At 71.8% G+C, this 19,958-nt stretch carries 13 protein-coding genes; 10 read left to right on the top strand and 3 right to left on the bottom strand.

The features are described from left to right. The first annotated feature begins 149 nt into the window (after nt 1-149). Complete coding sequence (locus ACFO3J_RS04385) at nt 150-2,363, top strand: MMPL family transporter (protein WP_386426274.1); 2,214 nt, start codon at nt 150-152, stop codon at nt 2,361-2,363. Between the two features lie 105 nt (nt 2,364-2,468). Here the strand turns inward: ACFO3J_RS04385 and ACFO3J_RS04380 are convergent, their stop codons facing one another. Together ACFO3J_RS04380 and ACFO3J_RS04375 are read right to left on the bottom strand one after the other, a co-directional pair. Beyond that, nucleotides 2,469-3,692, bottom strand: a complete 1,224-nt coding sequence (locus tag ACFO3J_RS04380; protein ID WP_386426603.1) for a PQQ-dependent sugar dehydrogenase — start codon at nt 3,690-3,692, stop codon at nt 2,469-2,471. Between the two features lie 132 nt (nt 3,693-3,824). Further along, nucleotides 3,825-4,817: an aldo/keto reductase gene (locus ACFO3J_RS04375; RefSeq protein WP_386426273.1), complete on the bottom strand. Its 993-nt coding sequence runs from the start codon at nt 4,815-4,817 to the stop codon at nt 3,825-3,827. A gap of 47 nt (nt 4,818-4,864) precedes the next feature. Between ACFO3J_RS04375 and ACFO3J_RS04370 the strand changes: the two genes are divergently transcribed. The 7 genes from ACFO3J_RS04370 (at nt 4,865) to ACFO3J_RS04340 (ending at nt 15,525) form a co-directional block, all read left to right on the top strand. Beyond that, nucleotides 4,865-5,854: a 2-hydroxyacid dehydrogenase gene (locus tag ACFO3J_RS04370; protein ID WP_386426271.1), complete on the top strand. Its 990-nt coding sequence runs from the start codon at nt 4,865-4,867 to the stop codon at nt 5,852-5,854. Between the two features lie 331 nt (nt 5,855-6,185). After that, a complete protein-coding gene (locus tag ACFO3J_RS04365) occupies nt 6,186-9,134 on the top strand; it encodes a putative bifunctional diguanylate cyclase/phosphodiesterase (protein ID WP_386426270.1) in 2,949 nt (982 codons plus the stop codon). A gap of 252 nt (nt 9,135-9,386) precedes the next feature. Then, the gene (locus ACFO3J_RS04360; protein WP_386426269.1) at nt 9,387-11,258 is read left to right on the top strand and encodes an acetolactate synthase large subunit; all 1,872 of its coding nucleotides are present in this window, start codon (nt 9,387-9,389) and stop codon (nt 11,256-11,258) included. A gap of 15 nt (nt 11,259-11,273) precedes the next feature. Next, nucleotides 11,274-11,801 carry an acetolactate synthase small subunit gene (gene ilvN, locus ACFO3J_RS04355; RefSeq protein ID WP_386426267.1) on the top strand — a complete coding sequence of 176 codons (528 nt, stop codon included), beginning with the start codon at nt 11,274-11,276 and terminating at the stop codon, nt 11,799-11,801. A gap of 159 nt (nt 11,802-11,960) precedes the next feature. Further along, complete coding sequence (gene ilvC, locus ACFO3J_RS04350; protein ID WP_386426265.1) at nt 11,961-12,959, top strand: ketol-acid reductoisomerase; 999 nt, start codon at nt 11,961-11,963, stop codon at nt 12,957-12,959. Between the two features lie 270 nt (nt 12,960-13,229). Further along, nucleotides 13,230-14,822 carry a phosphoglycerate dehydrogenase gene (serA, locus tag ACFO3J_RS04345; protein ID WP_386426264.1) on the top strand — a complete coding sequence of 531 codons (1,593 nt, stop codon included), beginning with the start codon at nt 13,230-13,232 and terminating at the stop codon, nt 14,820-14,822. A 115-nt stretch (nt 14,823-14,937) separates the two neighbouring features. Further along, entirely contained in the window at nt 14,938-15,525 is a 588-nt protein-coding gene (locus ACFO3J_RS04340) for a Uma2 family endonuclease (protein ID WP_386426263.1), read from the top strand. Nucleotides 15,526-15,533: 8 nt separating this feature from the next. On the opposite strand, the gene ACFO3J_RS04335 is transcribed toward ACFO3J_RS04340, so the two are convergent. Continuing rightward, nucleotides 15,534-16,694, bottom strand: a complete 1,161-nt coding sequence (locus tag ACFO3J_RS04335; RefSeq protein WP_386426262.1) for a PucR family transcriptional regulator — start codon at nt 16,692-16,694, stop codon at nt 15,534-15,536. A 162-nt stretch (nt 16,695-16,856) separates the two neighbouring features. Between ACFO3J_RS04335 and ACFO3J_RS04330 the strand changes: the two genes are divergently transcribed. Together ACFO3J_RS04330 and pruA are read left to right on the top strand one after the other, a co-directional pair. After that, nucleotides 16,857-17,783 (top strand): proline dehydrogenase family protein, encoded by a 927-nt coding sequence (locus tag ACFO3J_RS04330; protein ID WP_386426260.1) that lies wholly within the window; start codon nt 16,857-16,859, stop codon nt 17,781-17,783. A 61-nt stretch (nt 17,784-17,844) separates the two neighbouring features. After that, complete coding sequence (gene pruA / locus ACFO3J_RS04325; protein WP_386426259.1) at nt 17,845-19,476, top strand: L-glutamate gamma-semialdehyde dehydrogenase; 1,632 nt, start codon at nt 17,845-17,847, stop codon at nt 19,474-19,476. The last annotated feature ends 482 nt before the right edge of the window (nt 19,477-19,958 follow it).

Here is a 19,958-nt window from a genome sequence, read left to right as displayed (position 1 = left end):
CCACCCTTATGCGTACTTAACGCACAGACGCGGCTCTTGTGAGTAACCGCACGAAACGACCAAAGGATCATCTTTCGCTGGCACAGTAGGGCGCACTACCGGCCGCGGGGCAGCGCGCGACGGGCGGAGCTCGTCAGGAGAGACAACATATGGCCGCACTCGCCCGGTGGTGTCTGAACCGCCGTCTCACGGTGGTGCTGCTGTGGGTCACCGCCCTGGTCGGGCTGACCGCCGCCGCGAGCGTCGCCGGTTCCGCCTACTCCAAGCAGTACGACGCCCCTGGCACCGAATCCAGCCGTGCGGCAAGCCTGTTGACACGCGCCTTCCCGGGGCAGGCCGGCGACAGCGAGACCATCGTCTGGCACACCCCGGCCGGCGCCACCGTCCGGGCCGGCGACATCGAGCAGACCATGACCTCGGTGCTCGACCAGGCCCGTACGCTGCCCGGTGTCACCTCGGTCACCAGCCCCTACGGACTGTCCGGCGCCGGGCAGATCAGCCGTGACGGGCGCACCGCGTACGCCACCGTCGACTACCGCCAGGCCGCCGACGACATCAGCGGCGGTCAGGCGAAGGCACTGGTGGACACCGCCGAGGCCGCGCAGCGCCCCGGCCTCCGGATCGAACTCGGCGGGCAGGCCGTCGGCAGCACCGAGGGCACGAGCGCGCACCTCAGCGAGTTCGTCGGGATCGCCGTCGCCGCCGTCGTGCTGCTGCTCGCCTTCGGTTCGCTGGCGGCGATGCTGCTGCCCATCGCCACCGCGCTGGTCGGCTGCGGCACCGCCTACATGGGCATCGAACTGCTCGGACACGGCATGACGGTGGCCGACTTCGCGCCCATGCTCGGCATGCTCGTCGGCCTCGGGGTGGGCATCGACTACGCGCTGCTGATCGTCACCCGGCACCGCCGAGGTCTCAAACGCGGCCTGACCGTGGCCGAGGCGCTGGAGGAAGCGGTCGCCACCACCGGCAGGGCGGTGGTGTTCGCCGGCGGCACGGTGTGCGTCGCGCTGCTCGGCATGCTCATCCTGCGGCTGAGCTTCCTCAACGGGGTCGCGGTCGCCGCCGCGCTCACCGTGCTGCTCACGGTGGCCGCCTCCATCACCCTGCTGCCCGCGCTGCTGTCCTGCATCGGCCCGCGCGCGCTCAGCCGCCGGCAGCGCAGGGCACTGGCCGAGCAGGGCCCGCGCCCCGAACCGACCGGCGGGCTGGCCGCCCGCTGGTCGGCCTTCGTGGAACGGCACCCCAAACTGCTGGGCTCGCTGGCCGCCGTGGTGATGATCGTGCTGGCGGTGCCCACCTTCACCCTGCGGCTGGGCAGCTCCGACCAGGGCAACGACCCGGTCGGCACCACCACCCGGCAGGCGTACGACCTGCTCGCCCAGGGCTTCGGCCCCGGCACCAACGGCCCGCTCACCCTGGTCGCCACCTCCGACAGCGCCGCCGCCCGGCTCGCCCTGGACCGGCTGCCGGAGACCCTGCGGCGGACCCCCGGCGTCGCCTCGGCCGGCCCCGCCGACTTCGACGCGTCCGGCGGTGTCGGCGTGATCACCGTCGTCCCCGACAGCGCCCCGCAGTCCAGCGCCACCTCGCAGCTCGTCCGGCACCTGCGCGGCGAGGTGCTGCCCGCCGCGGAGCGGGGCACCGGCCTCAAGGTCCTGGTCGGCGGCACCACCGCCAGCTACGACGACTTCGCGGCCGTCGTGGTCGGCAAACTGCCGCTGTTCATCGGCAGCGTGGTGGGACTCGGCTGCCTCCTGCTGCTGCTCGCCTTCCGCTCGATCGGGGTGCCGCTCAAGGCCGCGGTGATGAACGTCGCGGCCGTCGGCTCCTCCTTCGGCGTCGTCACCACGATCTTCCAGTGGGGCTGGGGCAGCGACTGGCTGGGCCTGGGCCGGGCCGGGCCGATCGAGCCCTTCCTGCCGGTGATCATGGTCTCGGTGCTGTTCGGGCTCTCCATGGACTACCAGGTGTTCCTGGTCAGCCGGATGTACGAGGAGTGGCGGGAGACCCGGGACAACCGGCGGGCGGTGCGGGTCGGGCTGGCCGAGACCAGCCGGGTGATCAGCTCGGCGGCGGTGATCATGATCGCGGTGTTCCTGGCCTTCGTGCTCAGCGGCGACCGGGTCATCGCGATGTTCGGGATCGGCCTGGCCGCGGCCGTCACGCTGGACGCGTTCGTGCTGCGGACGCTGCTGGTGCCCGCGCTGATGCACCTGCTGGGCGATGCCAACTGGTGGCCGCCCGGCTGGCTGGAACGGCGGCTGCCCCGGATCAGCATCGACCGCCGGCCGGACACCGCGGTGAGCGCGCCGGGCGCTGCGGGCACGCCGGCCGACCGGCGGACGGCGGCCCTGAGGTGACCCGGCCCTGAGGTGACCCGGCTCTGAGGTGACCCGGCCCTGAGGTGACCCGGCCCTGAGGTGACCCGGCTCTGAGAGGGCTCGGCCCTGGGACGGCTCGGCGGGTCAGGTGACCGAGACGCGGAGGATACGGTCGTCGCCCGGCTTGGGGTTGCCGCGGCCGTCGGTGTTGGAGGTGGTCAGCAGCAGTGTGTGGTCGTCGAGGGCGAAGACGGTACGCAGCCGGCCGTACTTCCCGGTGAAGAAGGCCTGCGGGGGCGCGACCGTACGGGTGCCGTCGAGGGGGATGCGCCAGAGGCGTTCACCCTTGAGGGCGGCCATCCAGATGGCGCCGGCCGCGTAGGCGATGCCGCTGGGGGAGTTCTCCTCGGTGGGCCACTGGACGACCGGGTCGACGAAGCCCGGGTGGTGGCCGATGCCCTCGACCTCCGGCCAGCCGTAGTTCTTGCCGCGTTCGATCAGATTGAGCTCGTCCCAGGTGTCCTGGCCGAACTCCGAGGCCCACAGGTGCCCTTGCGGGTCCCAGGCCAGACCCTGCACATTGCGGTGCCCGGGGGACCAGATCAGCGAGCCCGGGATCGGATTGTCCTTGGGCGCCCGGCCGTCCGGTGTCATCCGCAGGATCTTGCCGGCCGGCGACTTCAGGTCCTGGGCCAGCTCGCGCTTGCCCGTCTCACCGGTCCCCACGTAGAGCATGCCGTCGGGCCCGAACGCGATCCGCCCGCCGTCGTGGAGCGTGCCGGTCGGGATGTCCCGCAGGATGGTGTCGGGCGCGCCGAGCTGCTCGCCCTTCTGCCGCGTGGGGTCGTAGAGCATCCGTACGACGCGGTTGTCCGAGTCGGTGCTGTAGTAGGCGTAGACCTCGTGGTCGGACCCGAAGTCGGGGGAGACGGCCAGCCCGAGCAGCCCGTTCTCACCGCCCTGGGTGTGGGTGACACCGGGCACGCTGCCGATCGGGGTGACCGTGCCCTTGCCCAGGTCCACCCGGGAGATCCGCCCGGAGTCCCGGGAGGCCACCAGCAGTGCCCCGTCCGGGAGTTGGGTCAGGCCCCAGGGGTTGCTGATGCCGGTCGCCACGGTGCCGGTCACCTTCGCCGTCCCCTTCGCGGCCCCCGGCGAGGCGCTCGCACCCGGGGTCGGGGTGGCGGGCGCGCCGGCGCCGGAGGGTGCGCCGGGGGCGGACGGGCCGGACGGCGGCGGGGCGGTCGGCGGCCGCAGCGGGGTGGACGAGCAGCCGGCCAGCAGCAGTACGGCCGCCGCGGCGGCGGAGACCACGGCGGGCGCGGCGCCGGAGCGGCGGGCGGCGGGACGGCGGACGGTTGCCTTCACGGTGCTCACCCACCCAGCACACCACACATCGCGGCCGCTTCGCCCGGCGTTCCCGCTCGCGTTGGGCAGCCCGGGTGACGCGCCCTCAGCCCCCTGGGCCCGCAGCCGGCCCCGGGTCCCGGCACCGCGCCCTCAGTCCCACGACCCCCGGGCCGGCGGCAGCTCCGCTATCTCCGCGAGGTCCGCGTCGCTCAGCCTCAGCCCGGCCGCGCCCGCGTTCTCCGCGCTCCAGCGCGCCGACTTCGTCCCCGGCACCGGCACCACCTCGGGCGCCTGCGCCAGCGTCCAGGCGAGAGCCACCTGCGCCGCCGTGGCGCCGTATCGCTGCGCCACCCGGCGCAGCCCCACCACGATCGGCTGGTTCGCGGCCATCATCTCGGCGGTGAAGCGCGGATGCCGGGCCCGCAGGTCGTCGGACTCGAAGCCGCCGCCCGGGGTGAGCGTGCCGGTGAGGAAGCCGTTGCCGAGCGGCATGGCGGCCAGGAAGCCGACGCCGCGGGCCGTGCACCACGGCAGCAGCTCGTCCAGCGCCTCCGCGGCCCACACCGACAGCTCCGCCTGCACGCTGGCGACCGGGAACACCTGCTGGACCCGCACCAGATGGCGGATCGTCTCGTCGTACAGCGCGGCGCCGGTCCGGCGGTTGCCGCGCGCGCCCACCGCGCACAGGCCGAGCGCCCGCACCTTGCCGGCCGCGACCAGCTCGGCCATCGCGCCCCAGGTCTCCTCGACCGGGACCTCGGGGTCGACCCGGTGCAGCTGATAGAGGTCGATCGTGTCGGTCTGCAACCGCCGCAGCGACGCGTCGCAGGCCCTTCTCACGTAACCGGGGCGGCCGTTGGCCACGATGTGCTGGTCACCCACGAGCAGCCCGCACTTGGTCGCGACGAACGCCTCGGCCCGCCGTTCCCTCAACACCCTTCCCAGCAGCAGCTCATTGGTGAACGGCCCGTACATGTCCGCCGTGTCCAGCAGCGTCGTCCCGTGGTCGAGCGCGGTGTGCACCGCGCGCAGTGACTCCTCGCCGCCCTGCCGTGACGTGCTGTACGCCCAACTCATCGGCATGCACCCGAGGCCGACCGCGCCCACCGCGAGTGCTGCCGCCCCGACCGTCCTGCGCTCCACCCGTGTGACCTCCTTGCGCCGCCCCACTGTGCCATAGCCTCCTGACCATGACCGATTCAACCCAAGGCCAAAGCGTCCCGAGTCCCGCCGGCGCCGGGGACGACCGTCCCCAGGTATGGCTGTCCCTGCCGCCCGCGGAGGTCGGCGCGCTGCCGGACGCGTTCCGCTACGTGTACTGGGACGGGGCCGAGGACGACTTCCCGGCCGACCCCGCCGAGGCGGTCTTCTACGTCGTCCCCTACATGAAGGGCCCGACGGCCGGGGCCCGGCCGCTGCCGCTGATGCGCAACGTCCGCGTCGTCCAGACGCTCAGCGCCGGCGTCGACAGCATCACCCCCCACCTGCACCGGCTCCCGCCCGGCGTCAGCCTGTGCAACGCCCGCGGGGTGCACGAGGCGAGCACCGCCGAACTCGCCCTCACCCTGATCCTCGCCTCGTTGCGCGGCGTCCCCCGCTTCGTCCGGGGTCAGGACGACGAGCGCTGGTACGCCGGTTTCTACCCGGCGCTGGCCGACCGCAGGGTGCTGATAGTCGGCTACGGCTCGATCGGGGCGGCCGTCGAGGACCGGCTGAGCGGCTTCGAGTGCGAGGTGATACGGGTGGCCCGCTCCGCCAGGACCGGCCGCCGGGGCCCGGTGCACCCGATGGACCGGTTGCCGGGCCTGCTGCCCGCCGCCGATGTGATGGTGCTGACCATCCCGCTCACCGAGCAGACCAGGGGCCTGGTCGACGCCCCCTTCCTGGCCGCCATGAAGGACGGCGCCCTGCTGGTGAACATGGCCCGCGGCCCGGTGGTGGACACCGGGGCGCTGCTCGCCGAGACCGCCTCTGGCCGGCTGACCGCCGCGCTGGATGTCACCGACCCCGAACCGCTGCCCGCCGGGCATCCGCTGTGGCACACCCCCGGCGTACTGATCAGCCCGCATGTCGGCGGCAGCACCTCGGCGTTCGCGCCCCGCGCGCACCGCCTGATCCGCGCCCAGCTCACGCGATTCGCCCTCGGCGAGCCGCTGGAGAACGTGGTGGCGACGAGCTGAGCCCGCCGGGGACCCGGCCGGCGACCCGTGGTCCGAGCCGGCCCGGAAGCGCCTTGCGACCGGTCGTGGCAGCGGCTGATCGGTCGGTGCCCGGCACAGGGTGACTGCGGGCCGTATCCGCCAACTCCTGGTCGATTACACACAGTAGAGAACCCCTATCGCTGAGTGACAATTCTGGTGTATCGTCCGTTTCCGGGGGCACGCGGCGACGTGAGGATGCGATCGCGGCGCTGTGGACGACGAGCAAGTAAGGGGGGCGACGGGCGATGGACCGCGCACACCTGACCACCCCGCGGCCGGCCGGGCCGCGCCGAGCGCACCGGAGCGCGCCGTGAGCGCCAGCGGCAGTGTGACGGGGAGCGCCCCCGGAGCCGCCGCCGGGGGCGCCACCGCCAAGGCCGCGCCCACCTCGCCGTCGGCCCGCCGCGGGCACAACGGACCGCTGCCCCAACTCCTCGTCGCGCTGCTCTGCGGCGGTTACACCACCGGTGCCGCCCTCGGCTGGGGCTCCAGCGAAGTCGCCCTGATCATGGGCGACTTCGGGCTGGCCGCCGCCTCGGCCACCGCCACCGTCTCGGCGCTGCTCTACGCCCGCCGGGTGGCCGGCCAGCACCGCCCGGCCTGGCTGCTGTTCGCCTTCTCCTCCGCGATGCTGGCGCTCGGCAACGCCATCTGGGGGTGGTACGAGGTGGTGCTGCGCGAGCCCGTGCCGCAGACCTCGGCGGCCGACTTCTGCTTCCTGATGTTCGCCCCGCCCGCGATCATCGGCCTGCTGGTGCTCGCCAAGCGCCCGGTGAGCAGGGCCGGCTGGGTCTGCCTCGGGCTGGACACCTGGCTGATCGGCGGCTCGCTGCTGACCCTGTCCTGGATCCTGGCACTCGCCCACGCCGCCCGCTGGGACGGCCCGAGCACCGCGCGCACCGCGCTGTCGCTGGCCTATCCGCTGCTGGACATCGTGCTGGTCAGCATGGTCCTCGCGCTGCACTTCCGCCGCTCCGCGGTGAACCGCGCGGCCGTCAACACCGCACTGGCCGCGCTCGCCCTGACCGTACTGTGCGACGCGCTGTTCACCTCACCGCTGCTGCGCGCGCACTACCGCTCGGGCCAGATCCTGGACGCGGGCTGGTTCGCCGGCGCGATGCTGATGGCCCACGCGCCCTGGGTCGGCGCCCGCGTCCAGCCGCAGCGCGGGCCGGGTGCCCCCAGCCGCACATCGGCCGGCTCGCTCACCGCCCTCACCCCGTATCTGGCGGCCGCGATCTGCACCCTGGGCATCCTCTACAACGTGATCACCGGCCAGAAGTGCGACCGGGTGGTGCTGATCACCGGCGCCACCGTGGTGCTGGCCCTGGTGATCCGGCAGGGCATCATGCTGCTCGACAACATCTCCCTCACCCAGGAACTCGCCCAGAAGGAGAACCACTTCCGCTCCCTGGTCCAGGGCTCCAGCGACGTCATCATGATCGCCGCGCCCACCGGAGTGCTGCGGTACGTCAGCCCCGCCGCGCAGGGTGTCTACGGCCGCGACCCGGAGGAACTGGTCGGCACCGAACTCGCCGCCCACATCCACCCCGACGACCTCGGCCGGGTCCTGCACGAGGTGCGGCGCTTCCTGGCCACCCCGGCGAGCGAGGAGCCCGCCACCCGGATCGAGTGCCGGATCCGCTCCGGGCGCGGCCGGGACCCGCGCGAGCGGCGGGACGGCCGGGAGGGCCCGGACGACTGGCTGCATGTCGAATCCAGCGTCAACCGCTACCAGGGCGGCCTGATCTTCAACAGCCGGGACGTGACCGAGCGGGTGCGCCTCCAGGCCCAGTTGCAGCACAACGCCTCGCACGACCCGCTCACCGACCTGCCCAACCGGGCCCTGTTCACCGAGCGGGTCGGCCGGGCGCTGGCCGGCCGCCGGGCCGGGGACGGCCGGGCCGCGGTGCTCTACGTGGACCTCGACGGCTTCAAGGGGGTCAACGACACCGCGGGCCACCAGGCGGGCGACGACCTGCTGATCCAGGCCGCCCGCCGGCTCCAGGACGCGCTGCGCAGCGGCGACACCGCGGCCCGGCTCGGCGGTGACGAGTTCGCCGCCCTCATCACCGGCCCCGACACGGGCGAGCCGGGAGTGCGCGAAAGCCGGATCCGGGAGATCGCCGACCGGCTGCGGACCGTGCTGTCCGCCCCCTACCGGCTGGAAGGGGGCGAGGTCCGGGTCGGCGCCAGCATCGGCGTCGCCTTCGCCGAGGCCGGCGCCACACCCAGTGAGGTGATGCGCAACGCAGACCTGGCGATGTACCGCGCCAAGCAGGCCGGAAAGGGACAAGTGGAGCTCTACGCCCCGCAGATGCAGTCCGATGTGCTGCGCCGCACCGAACTGGCCGGCCGGCTGCACCGGGCGCTGCACGACGGCGAGTTCACCCTGCTGCACCAGCCGGTGGTGGAGCTGTCCGGCGGCCGGATCACCGGCGTCGAGGCCCAGGCCCGCTGGCGCTCCTCGCAGGGCATCCTCTTCACCCCCGCCGAATTCCTGCGCGCCGCCGAGGACCCGGACCGCAGCTTAGATGTCGGGCGGTGGCTGCTGGAGCAGGCGATCGAGCAGGCCGCTCTGCGGTACGGCGCGGGGCACCTGGTCCCGGTCACCGTACGGCTGCCCGCCCGCCGGCTGCCGGAGAGCAATGTCGAGCGCCTGCTGGACCGCCATGAGCTGCCCCCGGGCGGGCTCGTCCTGGAGCTGTCCGGCGGCGACCCGCGGACCGCCCCGGACGAGCTGGAGCGCCGCCTGCGCGCGCTGCGCGGGCTCGGCGTGCGGATCTCGCTCGGCGGCTTCGGCGGCGGGTCCGGGGACGGCTACGGCACCGGCTTCGGCACGCTGGCCGCGCTGCGCACCCTGCCGGTGGACGTGGTGAAGCTCGACCGCGTCTTCACCGAGGGACTGGTCGAGTCCCCCCGGCTGCACAAGATCACCGGCGGGCTGCTGCGGATCGCCGCCGACCTCGGCATCCGTACCGTGGCCGAGGGAGTGGACCGCCCCGAACAGGTGAAGACCCTGCGCGAGATGGGCTGTCTGCACGGCCTCGGCATGGCCTTCTCCGGTCCGCTGGACGAACACCGGCTGCGCGGGTCCCTCACCCGTGGGGGTTACCCCGTCCCCCGGGAAGCCCGCGAGGCCAGGGATACCCGGGAACCCCGGGAAACACGAGAAAGCCCACGTGAACAGGTCACCGCCCGCTCGCTGCCCCTCCCGCCCAGACGATCAAATGCTGAGACGCCCGTCCCACCGGCTTGACACCCGGCAGGGGACGGGAGGAAGGTCAACGCCATGCGCAACCGAATCCTCGTACTTGGAAAGCGCGTCGGCTGAGCGGGGCATCACCGCCTCGAACCCCACCGACGCGCTCCCCTCGCTTGCCTCACGGCACGAGGGGTTTTTTGTTGCCCGCGACTCCCCGACAACACCCCCGCAGCACCTTCGCAGCGCCCCTCCAACCCCGCTGCGGCACCCTCTCAGCACCCTCATCTTCGAGAGAAGAGAACGCAGATGACCGAGCAGGCCACCGGGTCCCACCATCCGCAGCCGCGGACCCGCAGCGCGGCCCCCGCCGCCCCCGCCGAACGGATGACGGGCGCGCAGTCCCTCATCCGCTCTCTCGAGGCCGTCGGCGCCGACACGGTATTCGGCATCCCCGGTGGCGCGATCCTGCCCGCCTACGACCCGCTGATGGACTCGGTCAAGGTCCGGCACATCCTGGTCCGGCACGAGCAGGGCGCCGGCCACGCCGCCACCGGCTACGCCCAGGCCACCGGCCGGGTCGGGGTCTGCATGGCCACCTCGGGCCCCGGCGCCACCAACCTGGTCACCCCGATCGCCGACGCCCACATGGACTCGGTGGCGATCGTCGCCATCACCGGGCAGGTCGCCTCCAAGGCGATCGGCACCGACGCCTTCCAGGAGGCGGACATCTGCGGCATCACCATGCCGATCACCAAGCACAACTTCCTGGTCACCGATGCCGCGGAGATCCCGCGCACCATCGCCGAGGCCTTCCACATCGCCTCCACCGGCCGCCCCGGCCCGGTCCTGGTGGACATCGCCAAGGACGCGCTGCAGAACCAGACCACCTTCTCCTGGCCGCCGCAGCAGGACCTGCCGGGCTACCGCCCGGTGACCAAGCCGCACGCCAAGCAGATCCGCGAGGCCGCCCGGCTGCTCAACGAGGCCAGGCGCCCGGTGCTGTACGTCGGCGGCGGTGTGATCAAGGCCCACGCGACCGCCGAACTGCGCATCCTCGCCGAGCTGACCGGCGCCCCCGTCACCACCACCCTGATGGCCCTGGGCGCCTTCCCCGACAGCCACCCGCAGCACGTCGGGATGCCCGGTATGCACGGCGACGTCGCCGCGGTCACCGCGCTGCAGAAGTCCGACCTGATCATCGCGCTGGGCGCCCGCTTCGACGACCGCGTCACCGGCCGTCTGGACACCTTCGCGCCGAACGCCAAGATCGTGCACGCCGACATCGACCCGGCCGAGATCTCCAAGAACCGCACCGCCGACGTGCCGATCGTCGGCGACGCCCGCGAGGTGCTGGCCGACCTGATCGTCGCGGTTCAGGCCGATCACGAGGCCGGTCACAAGGGGGACTACACCGGCTGGTGGGAGCACCTGAACTTCTGGCGGAACACCTACCCGCTCGGCTACGACCAGCCCGCCGACGGCAGCCTGTCCCCGCAGCAGGTCATCGAGCGGATCGGGCAGCTCGCCCCGGAGAACACCCTGTTCGCGGCCGGCGTCGGCCAGCACCAGATGTGGGCCGCCCAGTTCATCAAGTACGAGAAGCCCGCCACCTGGTTCAACTCCGGCGGCGCCGGCACCATGGGCTACGCCGTGCCGGCCGCGATGGGCGCCAAGGCCGGCATGCCGGACGCGACCGTCTGGGCGATCGACGGCGACGGCTGCTTCCAGATGACCAACCAGGAACTGACCACCTGCGCGCTGAACAACATCCCGATCAAGGTCGCCATCATCAACAACGGCGCCCTGGGCATGGTCCGCCAGTGGCAGAACCTCTTCTACGGCGAGCGGTTCTCGAACACGGTCCTGCACTCCGGCGCCGAGGCCGTCCCCGGCTCCACCCAGGGTGTGGGCTCCATCAAGAACCTTGGCACCCGGGTGCCGGACTTCGTGAAGCTCTCCGAGGCGATGGGCTGCGTCGGCCTGCGCTGCGAGTCGGTGGACGAGCTGGACGCGGTCATCGCCAAGGCCAACTCCATCAACGACCGTCCGGTCGTGGTCGACTTCATCGTCCACGAGGACGCCATGGTCTGGCCGATGGTCGCGGCCGGCACCTCCAACGACGAGATCATGGCCGCGCGCGACGTCCGCCCGGACTTCAGCGACGGCCTCGCGGACTGAGAAGGAACGACGACAATGTCCAAGCACACGCTCTCCGTCCTGGTGGAGAACAAGCCCGGTGTCCTGGCCCGGATCACCGCCCTGTTCTCGCGTCGCGGCTTCAACATCGACTCCCTCGCGGTCGGCACCACCGAGCACCCCGAGATCTCCCGCATCACCATCGTCGTCAACGTCATCGACGAACTGCCGCTGGAGCAGGTCACCAAGCAGCTCAACAAGCTCGTCAACGTGCTGAAGATCGTCGAACTCGATCCGGTGGCCGCTGTGGCGCGTGAGCTGGTGCTGGTGAAGGTGCGGGCCGACAACGAGACCCGTTCGCAGATCGTGGAGATCGTCCAGCTCTTCCGCGCCAAGACGGTCGACGTCTCCCCGGAGGCCGTCACCATCGAGGCGACCGGCGGCGCGGACAAGCTGGAGGCCATGCTCAAGATGCTGGAGCCCTTCGGCATCAAGGAGCTGGTGCAGTCCGGCACCATCGCGATCGGCCGCGGCGCCCGCTCCATCACCGACCGCTCGCTGCGCGCGCTCGATCGCTCCGCGTAGGGCGCGCGACCCCGCACCGCCCAGACCCCGGCTCCGGACCGAAGGGCCGGTGCGGCCCGCGCGGCCGCACCGGCGATCCGGATGGCGAGACCCCCGATCCACCCCGCGCCCGCCCGTCGTACGGTGGGCCGTACAACCCGATCCAAGGAGAGACCCGAAGTGGCCGAGCTGTTCTACGACGACGACGCCGACCTGTCCATCATCCAGGGCCGCAAGGTCGCGGTCATCGGCTACGGCAGCCAGGGCCACGCCCACGCGCTGTCGCTGCGCGACTCGGGCGTCGATGTGCGCGTCGGTCTGCACGAGGGCTCCAAGTCCAAGGCCCAGGCCGAGGAGCAGGGCCTGCGCGTGCTGCCGGTGGCCGAGGCGGCGGCCGAGGCCGACGTGATCATGATCCTGGTGCCGGACCCGATCCAGGCCCGCGTCTACGAGGAGTCCATCAAGGACAACCTCAAGGACGGCGACGCCATCTTCTTCGGGCACGGCCTCAACATCCGCTTCGGCTTCATCAAGCCGCCGGCCGGTGTCGACGTGTGCATGGTGGCCCCCAAGGGGCCCGGGCACCTGGTCCGCCGGCAGTACGAGGAAGGCCGCGGCGTGCCCTGCATCGCCGCGGTCGAGCAGGACGCGACCGGCAAGGCCTTCGAGCTGACCCTGTCGTACGCCAAGGGCATCGGCGGCACCCGGGCCGGCGTCATCAAGACCACCTTCACCGAGGAGACCGAGACCGACCTCTTCGGCGAGCAGGCGGTGCTGTGCGGCGGCACGTCCGCGCTGGTCAAGGCCGGGTTCGAGACCCTGGTCGAGGCCGGTTACCAGCCGGAGATCGCGTACTTCGAGTGCCTGCACGAGCTCAAGCTCATCGTGGACCTGATGTACGAGGGCGGCCTGGAGAAGATGCGCTGGTCGGTCTCCGAGACCGCCGAGTGGGGCGACTACGTCTCCGGTCCGCGCATCATCAACGACGGCACCAAGGCCGAGATGAAGAAGATCCTCGGTGAGATCCAGGACGGCACCTTCGCCAACGCCTGGATCGCCGAGTACAACGCCGGCCTGCCCAAGTACAACGAGTACAAGAAGGCCGACGAGAACCACCTGCTGGAGACCACCGGCAAGAAGCTCCGCAAGCTGATGAGCTGGGTGGACGAAGAGGCGTAACCCGCCGGGTCCTCTTCCTGGTCCCTCTTCCGGGCGTCGCTTCGTACAAGTCTCCGAACGCTGTGCGCCTTCGGCTTTGTACGAAGCGACGCAACCCCGCCGGGTGATCCTTCCATTTAGGCGAAGGCGGCGATCGGGGCCGCCGATACACTGCTGCAACAAGCGCGTCAGGCTCACAGCGTCGTGCGTCTTCCACGCGGCATGCCATTCCCGCCTCCCTGGAGCGGTCGAACGGGACCCGGCCGCCCACGAAGGACAAGTGAGGACCACGTGAGCCAGAAGCCTGTCGTACTCATCGCAGAAGAGCTGTCGCCGGCCACGGTGGACGAGCTCGGGCCGGACTTCGAGATCCGGCACTGCAACGGGGCGGACCGAGCCGAACTGCTGTCCGCCATCGCCGATGTCGACGCCATCTTGATCCGCAGCGCCACCAAGGTCGACGCGGAGGCCGTGGCCGCCGCCCGCAAACTCCGTGTCGTGGCCCGCGCCGGTGTCGGCCTGGACAACGTGGACGTCTCCGCCGCCACCAAGGCCGGCGTGATGGTCGTCAACGCGCCGACGTCCAACATCGTCACCGCCGCCGAACTGGCCTGCGGCCTGCTCATCGCCACCGCCCGCAACATCGCGCCCGCCAACGCGGCGCTCAAGGCGGGGGAGTGGAAGCGCAACAAGTACACCGGCGTGGAGCTCAGCGAGAAGACCCTCGGCGTGGTCGGCCTGGGCCGGATCGGTGTGCTGGTCGCCCAGCGGATGTCCGCCTTCGGGATGAAGGTCGTCGCCTACGACCCGTATGTGCAGCCCGCGCGCGCCGCCCAGATGGGCGTCAAGCTGCTCACGCTGGACGAGCTGCTGGAGACTTCCGACTTCATCACCGTGCACCTGCCCAAGACCCCGGAGACGCTCGGCCTGATCGGTGACGAGGCCCTGCACAAGGTCAAGCCGTCGGTGCGGATCGTCAACGCGGCCCGCGGCGGCATCGTGGACGAGGAGGCACTGGCCGCCGCGCTCAAGGAGGGCCGGGTGGCCGGCGCCGGCCTGGACGTCTACGCCAAGGAGCCGTGCACCGACTCGCCGCTCTTCCAGTTCGACAACGTGGTGGCCACCCCGCACCTGGGCGCCTCCACCGACGAGGCCCAGGAGAAGGCCGGTATCGCGGTCGCCCGCTCGGTGCGGCTCGCGCTGGCCGGCGAGCTGGTCCCGGACGCGGTGAACGTCCAGGGCGGTGTCATCGCCGAGGACGTCAAGCCGGGTCTGCCGCTGGCCGAGAAGCTCGGCCGGATCTTCACCGCGCTGGCCGGCGAGGTCGCCGCCCGGCTCGATGTCGAGGTCTGCGGCGAGATCACCCAGCACGACGTCAAGATCCTCGAACTCAGCGCGCTCAAGGGCGTGTTCGAGGATGTGGTGGCCGAGACGGTCTCCTATGTCAACGCGCCGCTGTTCGCCCAGGAGCGCGGGGTCGAGGTCCGCCTGACCACCAGCAGCGAGTCCCCCAACCACCGCAATCTGGTCACCGTCCGCGGCACCCTGGCCGACGGCACCGAGGTCGCGGTCTCCGGCACCCTGGCCGGCCCCAAGCACCTCCAGAAGATCGTCGCGATCGGCGACCACGACGTCGACCTCGTCTTCGCCGACCACATGGCCTTCCTCAGCTACACCGACCGCCCCGGCGTCGTCGGCACCCTCGGCCGCATCCTCGGCGAGGTCGGCGTCAACATCGCCGGCATGCAGGTGGCCCGCTCGGCCGCGGGCGGCGACGCACTGGTCGCCCTCACCGTCGACTCCACCATCCCCGCGGGTGTCCTCGCCGACATCGCCAGCGAGATCGGCGCGACCTCCGCCCGCGCGGTGAACCTCACCGACTGACGGTCCCGGTCCTCGTCAACATCAGCGCCGCCCTTCACTCTTTCGAGGGGCGGCGCTGACGTTTCCCGGCGCTAGTCTGATCAGTGCGGACAAAATCCCGTCCATGGGAGGAATCATGACTGCCGAACCGCTGCCGGGCTGGGCTTTCCCGCCGCCGGCTGGTTTTACCGCGGACGACCTCGACCGCATCCCCGATCTCCCGCCGCACACCGAGCTGATCGACGGGAGCCTCGTTTTCGTGAGTCCGCAGAAGAGTTTCCACACGCTGGCCATGGACCTGCTGGTGTACGCCCTGCGGGCTCAGGTACCCGAGGATCTGAGGGTGCGCCGCGAGATGACCATCGTGCTGAACAAACACAACCGTCCCGAGCCGGACATCTCGATCGTGCGGGCCGAAGCCGTGCCGGGCACCGAGCACGACGAGACCAGCTATCGCGCCTCGGACGTCGTGCTCGCGGTCGAAGTCGTCTCGCCGGAATCGGAGGCGCGCGACCGTGAGCGTAAGCCGTCGCTCTACGCGGATGCCGGCATCCCGTACTTCTGGCGGGTGGAGCGGGGCGCGGGAGGCCGCCCCGTCGTCTACGCCTATCAGTTCGATGTGGTGACGAGGTCTTATGTGTCCGTGGGGATCTTCCACGACCAGCTCAAGCTCCCCGCTCCCTTCACCATCGAGATCGACCTCACCGAGATCGACCGCCTGTAGCCGCTGCTCTACAGCCGCGCCGCCTTCAGCGCCATGTGGAGCAGCAGCCGGGCGGAGCCGTCCGCGAGGTCGAGACCGGTGAGCTGCTCGATACGTGACAGGCGGTAATAGAGGGTCTGCCGGTGGATGGCGAGGGCGGCGGCGGTGCGGCCGGCCTGGCCGGCGTGGTCGAGGAAGACCTCGGCGGTGTGGGCGAGTTCGCGGTGAGGCGGGGTGAGCAGCGGGGCCACCGCCGGGTCCGGCGGGGCGGCGGCGGGAAGCGCGGTCAGCAGCCGGTAGGCGCCCAGCTCGCCCCAGCGCGCGACCGGTCCCAGCGCCGGCTCGGCGCTCGCGGCCCGCGCCGCGTCGCCCGCTTCCTGCCAGGCCGCCGCCAACTCCCCGAGTGTGCGCCGGGCCTCACCGATCCCCGCGACGGCGTCCGGCACCCCGACCGCCTCCAGCAGCCGGGCCGCCGCGGTCCGGGCCGGGGGCAGCAGGTCCGGGGACCGGAGCCGTACGAGCAGGGCGATCAGCTCGCCCGGCAGCCGGGTCAGCGCGGCGGCCGCGGGGATGGAGCGCGGCCCCGGCAGTTCGTCGGGGGCGCGGCCCGGGCCGGGCAGCCGGACGCAGACCAGCGTGTGCGGCTCGTCCGCGTCCGGGCCGAGTGCCGATCGCAGCGCTTCCTCCGCCTCGTCGCGGGCCGCGCGGGAGCCGGCCGTCAGCAGGGCGCGCAGCGCGTTGCCCGCCTCGGCCCCCGCGTGGGAGGCCGCGGCCAGCCGGTCGCCGATCCTGGCCGCCACCGACATGGCGGCGGCGAGCTGGGCGGGGGAGTGCTCGGCTTCGTCGAGCAGCCAGACATAGCCGTGCACGACACCGGCGTGGCGGACCGGCAGGCACAGCCGCCCGCGGACGACCCCGGCCGCCGGCGCCGAGGGAATGCGCACCGGGCCGGTGGCGCGGGCGATACCGAAGCGCTCGAACCAGTCGCGGACCTCGGCGGTGGACCGGCGGGTCAGGATCGAGCGGGTACGGACCGGGTCGGTCGCCGCGTCGTCCTCGCTGTCGTGCGCCCCGAAGGCGATCAGCCGGAAATCGCGGTCCTCCAGGGTGGCCGGCGCCCCGAGCAGCGCCGAGACCTCGTCCACCAGCTCCTGCACCCCGCCGCCGTATCCGCTCCAGTCCGTCCGCACCCCGCCATTGTCCCCCCTCCCTCATACATCTGTATGAGGGACCGCACCCGGATGCGTGACACGTGTCCGTGGTTCTCGGGGTAGCCGATCCCTAGATTCACGGTGGCGGACCGTGTCCGCCGAAGATTCTGTGCCGTTGAGTGCCGCTCAGTTGGAGGACCCGTGCTCGGTCCCGTGTTGCTCGCCGCCGCCCGCAGTGACCGTATGCGCCGGGTCATCGCCGCCGCTCCGCTCACCCGCCCGGTGGTGAACCGCTTCGTCGCGGGCGACGCCCTGCGCCCCGCGCTGTCCACCGTCCGCTCGCTGGCCGACGCCGGCCTCGATGTGACCCTCGACCACCTCGGCGAGGACGTCACCGACAAGGCCACCGCCCACGCCACCCGCGACGCCTATCTGCGGCTGCTGGAAAGCCTGCGGGACGAGCGGCTCGGCGACCGCGCCGAGGTCTCGGTCAAGCTGTCCGCCTTCGGCCAGGCCCTGCCCGGCGGCCACGACATCGCGCTGGAGGGCGTCCGGCAGGTCGCCGAACTCGCCACCGCGATCGGCACCACCGTCACCCTCGACATGGAGGACCACACCACCGTCGACTCCACGCTGGCCATCGTGCGCGAGCTGCGCGCGCACCACCCGCGGACCGGCGCGGTCCTCCAGTCGTACCTCTTCCGCACCGAGGAGGACGCCCGCGCGCTGGCCACCGCCGGCTCCCGGGTGCGGTTGGTGAAGGGCGCCTACAAGGAGCCCGCGTCGGTCGCCCACCAGGACAAGAAGGACGTGGACCTGGCGTATGTACGGGTGCTGCGCATCCTGTTCGCGGGCGAGGGCTATCCGATGGTCGGATCGCACGACCCCCGGATGATCGCCATCGCCCAGGAGCTCGCCGTCCGGGGCCACCGGGCACCGGACAGCTACGAGTTCCAGATGCTCTACGGCATCCGCACCGCCGAGCAGCGCCGCCTCGCGGCGGAGGGCGCGCGGATGCGCGTCTATGTGCCGTACGGCGCCGACTGGTACGGCTACTTCATGCGGCGGCTGGCGGAGCGCCCGGCCAACCTGGCCTTCTTCCTGCGCTCGTTCAGCCCCACCCGCTGAGTACCCGCCCCGCCCCGTCCCGTCCCCCCGATCCCCCCAGAACCAGAAGGAGACACGCTTCATGGACGCCGTGACCCAGGTCCCCGCGCCGGTCAACGAGCCGGTGCACTCATACGCGCCGGGCAGCCCGGAGCGTGCCCGCCTCGAAGCGAAACTGAAGGAGCTGGCCGGCAACCCCGTCGACCTGCCGCTGTTCATCGGCGGCGAGCAGCGCATGGGCGGCGGCGAGCGCTTCGACGTCGTGCAGCCGCACAACCACGGCGCCCGCCTCGGCACCTACGCCAACGCCACCGGCCAGGACGCCCAGGACGCGATCGACGCGGCCCTCGCGGCGGCCCCCGCCTGGCGGTCGACCGCCTTCGACGACCGCGCCGCGATCATCCTGCGCGCGGCCGAGCTGCTGGCCGGGCCGTGGCGGGAGACGCTGGCCGCCTCCACCATGCTCGGGCAGTCCAAGACCGCGCAGCAGGCGGAGATCGACAGCGCCTGCGAGCTGATCGACTTCTGGCGGTTCAACGTCCACTTCGCCCGGCAGATCCTCGCCGAGCAGCCGGTCGCCAACGCGCCCGGCGTGTGGAACCGGCTCGACCACCGCCCGCTGGAGGGCTTCGTCTACGCCATCACCCCGTTCAACTTCACCGCCATCGCGGGCAATCTGCCCACCGCCCCGGCCCTGATGGGCAATGTCGTGGTGTGGAAGCCGTCCCCGACCCAGACCCACTCGGCGGTGCTGCTGATGAAGCTGCTGCGCGAGGCCGGGCTGCCGGACGGCGTGATCAATCTGGTGACCGGCGACGGCGTGGCCGTCTCCGAGGTCGCGCTGGCCCACCCGGAACTGGCCGGCATCCACTTCACCGGCTCCACCAGGACCTTCCAGTACCTGTGGCGCACGATCGGCGAGAACATCGAGCGCTACCGCTCCTACCCCCGGATCGTCGGCGAGACCGGCGGCAAGGACTTCGTGGTCGCCCACCCGTCGGCCGACCCGGCGGTGCTGAAGACCGCGCTGACCCGCGGTTCCTTCGAGTACCAGGGCCAGAAGTGCTCGGCCTCCTCGCGCGCCTACATCCCCCGCTCGCTGTGGGAGAGCGGCTTCAAGGAGGAGTTCGCCGCCGAGGTGGACGGCATCACCATGGGCGATGTCACCGACCTCAGCAACTTCGTCGGCGCCCTGATCGACGAGCGCGCCTTCGCCAAGAACAAGGCCGCCATCGACCGCGCCAAGGCCGACCCGACGGTCGAGGTGGTGGCCGGCGGTACGTACGACGACTCGGTGGGCTACTTCGTGCGTCCCACCGTCCTGGTGTCCACCGACCCGGACAACGAGATCTTCCGCGAGGAGTACTTCGGCCCCGTCCTCGGCGTGTACGTCTACGAGGACGCCGACTTCGACGCGATGCTCGACCAGATGGAATCGGTCTCGGACTACGCGCTGACCGGCTCCGTCATCGCCCGGAACCGCGCCGCCGCCGCCCGGGTGATGGCCCGGCTGCGCTTCGCGGCCGGCAACTTCTACATCAACGACAAGTCCACCGGCGCGGTGGTCGGCCAGCAGCCCTTCGGCGGCGCCCGCTCGTCCGGCACCAACGACAAGGCCGGCGCGGCGCAGAACCTGATGCGCTGGACGTCCACCCGGTCGATCAAGGAATCCCTCGTCCCCCCGACCGACTACCGCTACCCCCACCAGGGCTGACCGCTCCGCGCACCAGGGCTGACCGCTCCGCGTACCAGGGCTGACCGCTCCGTCCGGCCGGGCTCCGTCCGGCCGGGCGGGTGATCGCCGTCTCAGATAGTAGGAAGTCCGAGTAACTGTGCGGACAGGACGGCCGGGTTGCCCTACGTTTGTATGAGCCGAACGTCTCGTCCGATCGGACGAGCGGCGGATACGAGCATCGCGCCCTTGTCCGGGTCACCCCCGTGGCGTCGCTCTCCGCCCCGTTCCGCGGCGACCGACCCGCCATCTCTCCTGATTCCCCACGGAGTTGATCACCATGGACGAGACCGCCCGCCAGAATGCCCTGCGCGCACTGCAGCGCTCCATGGACCGCCGTGACAACGGCGGTCAGACCGGCCATGAATCCCAGCAGGCCCACTGACGCCCGCCGGGTGGGACCGAGGCCCGTTCGCCGCCCCGTGCAGCGTCCCGCCATGCGGACAGCGCATGTCACGGGGTGG

Source organism: Streptomyces polygonati (assembly GCF_042650325.1).
GTDB classification, from domain to species: Bacteria; Actinomycetota; Actinomycetes; order Streptomycetales; family Streptomycetaceae; genus Actinacidiphila; species Actinacidiphila polygonati.
Note: the sequence above shows the minus strand (reverse complement) of the source record. Positions and strands in the feature narration are given on the sequence as shown.

Coding starts and splice junctions, on each gene's coding strand:
- ACFO3J_RS04385 (WP_386426274.1), top strand. CDS start 150: ATGGCCGCACTCGCCCGGTGGTGTCTGAACCGCCGTCTCACGGTGGTG.
- ACFO3J_RS04370 (WP_386426271.1), top strand. CDS start 4,865: ATGACCGATTCAACCCAAGGCCAAAGCGTCCCGAGTCCCGCCGGCGCC.
- ACFO3J_RS04360 (WP_386426269.1), top strand. CDS start 9,387: ATGACCGAGCAGGCCACCGGGTCCCACCATCCGCAGCCGCGGACCCGC.
- ilvN (WP_386426267.1), top strand. CDS start 11,274: ATGTCCAAGCACACGCTCTCCGTCCTGGTGGAGAACAAGCCCGGTGTC.
- ACFO3J_RS04340 (WP_386426263.1), top strand. CDS start 14,938: ATGACTGCCGAACCGCTGCCGGGCTGGGCTTTCCCGCCGCCGGCTGGT.
- pruA (WP_386426259.1), top strand. CDS start 17,845: ATGGACGCCGTGACCCAGGTCCCCGCGCCGGTCAACGAGCCGGTGCAC.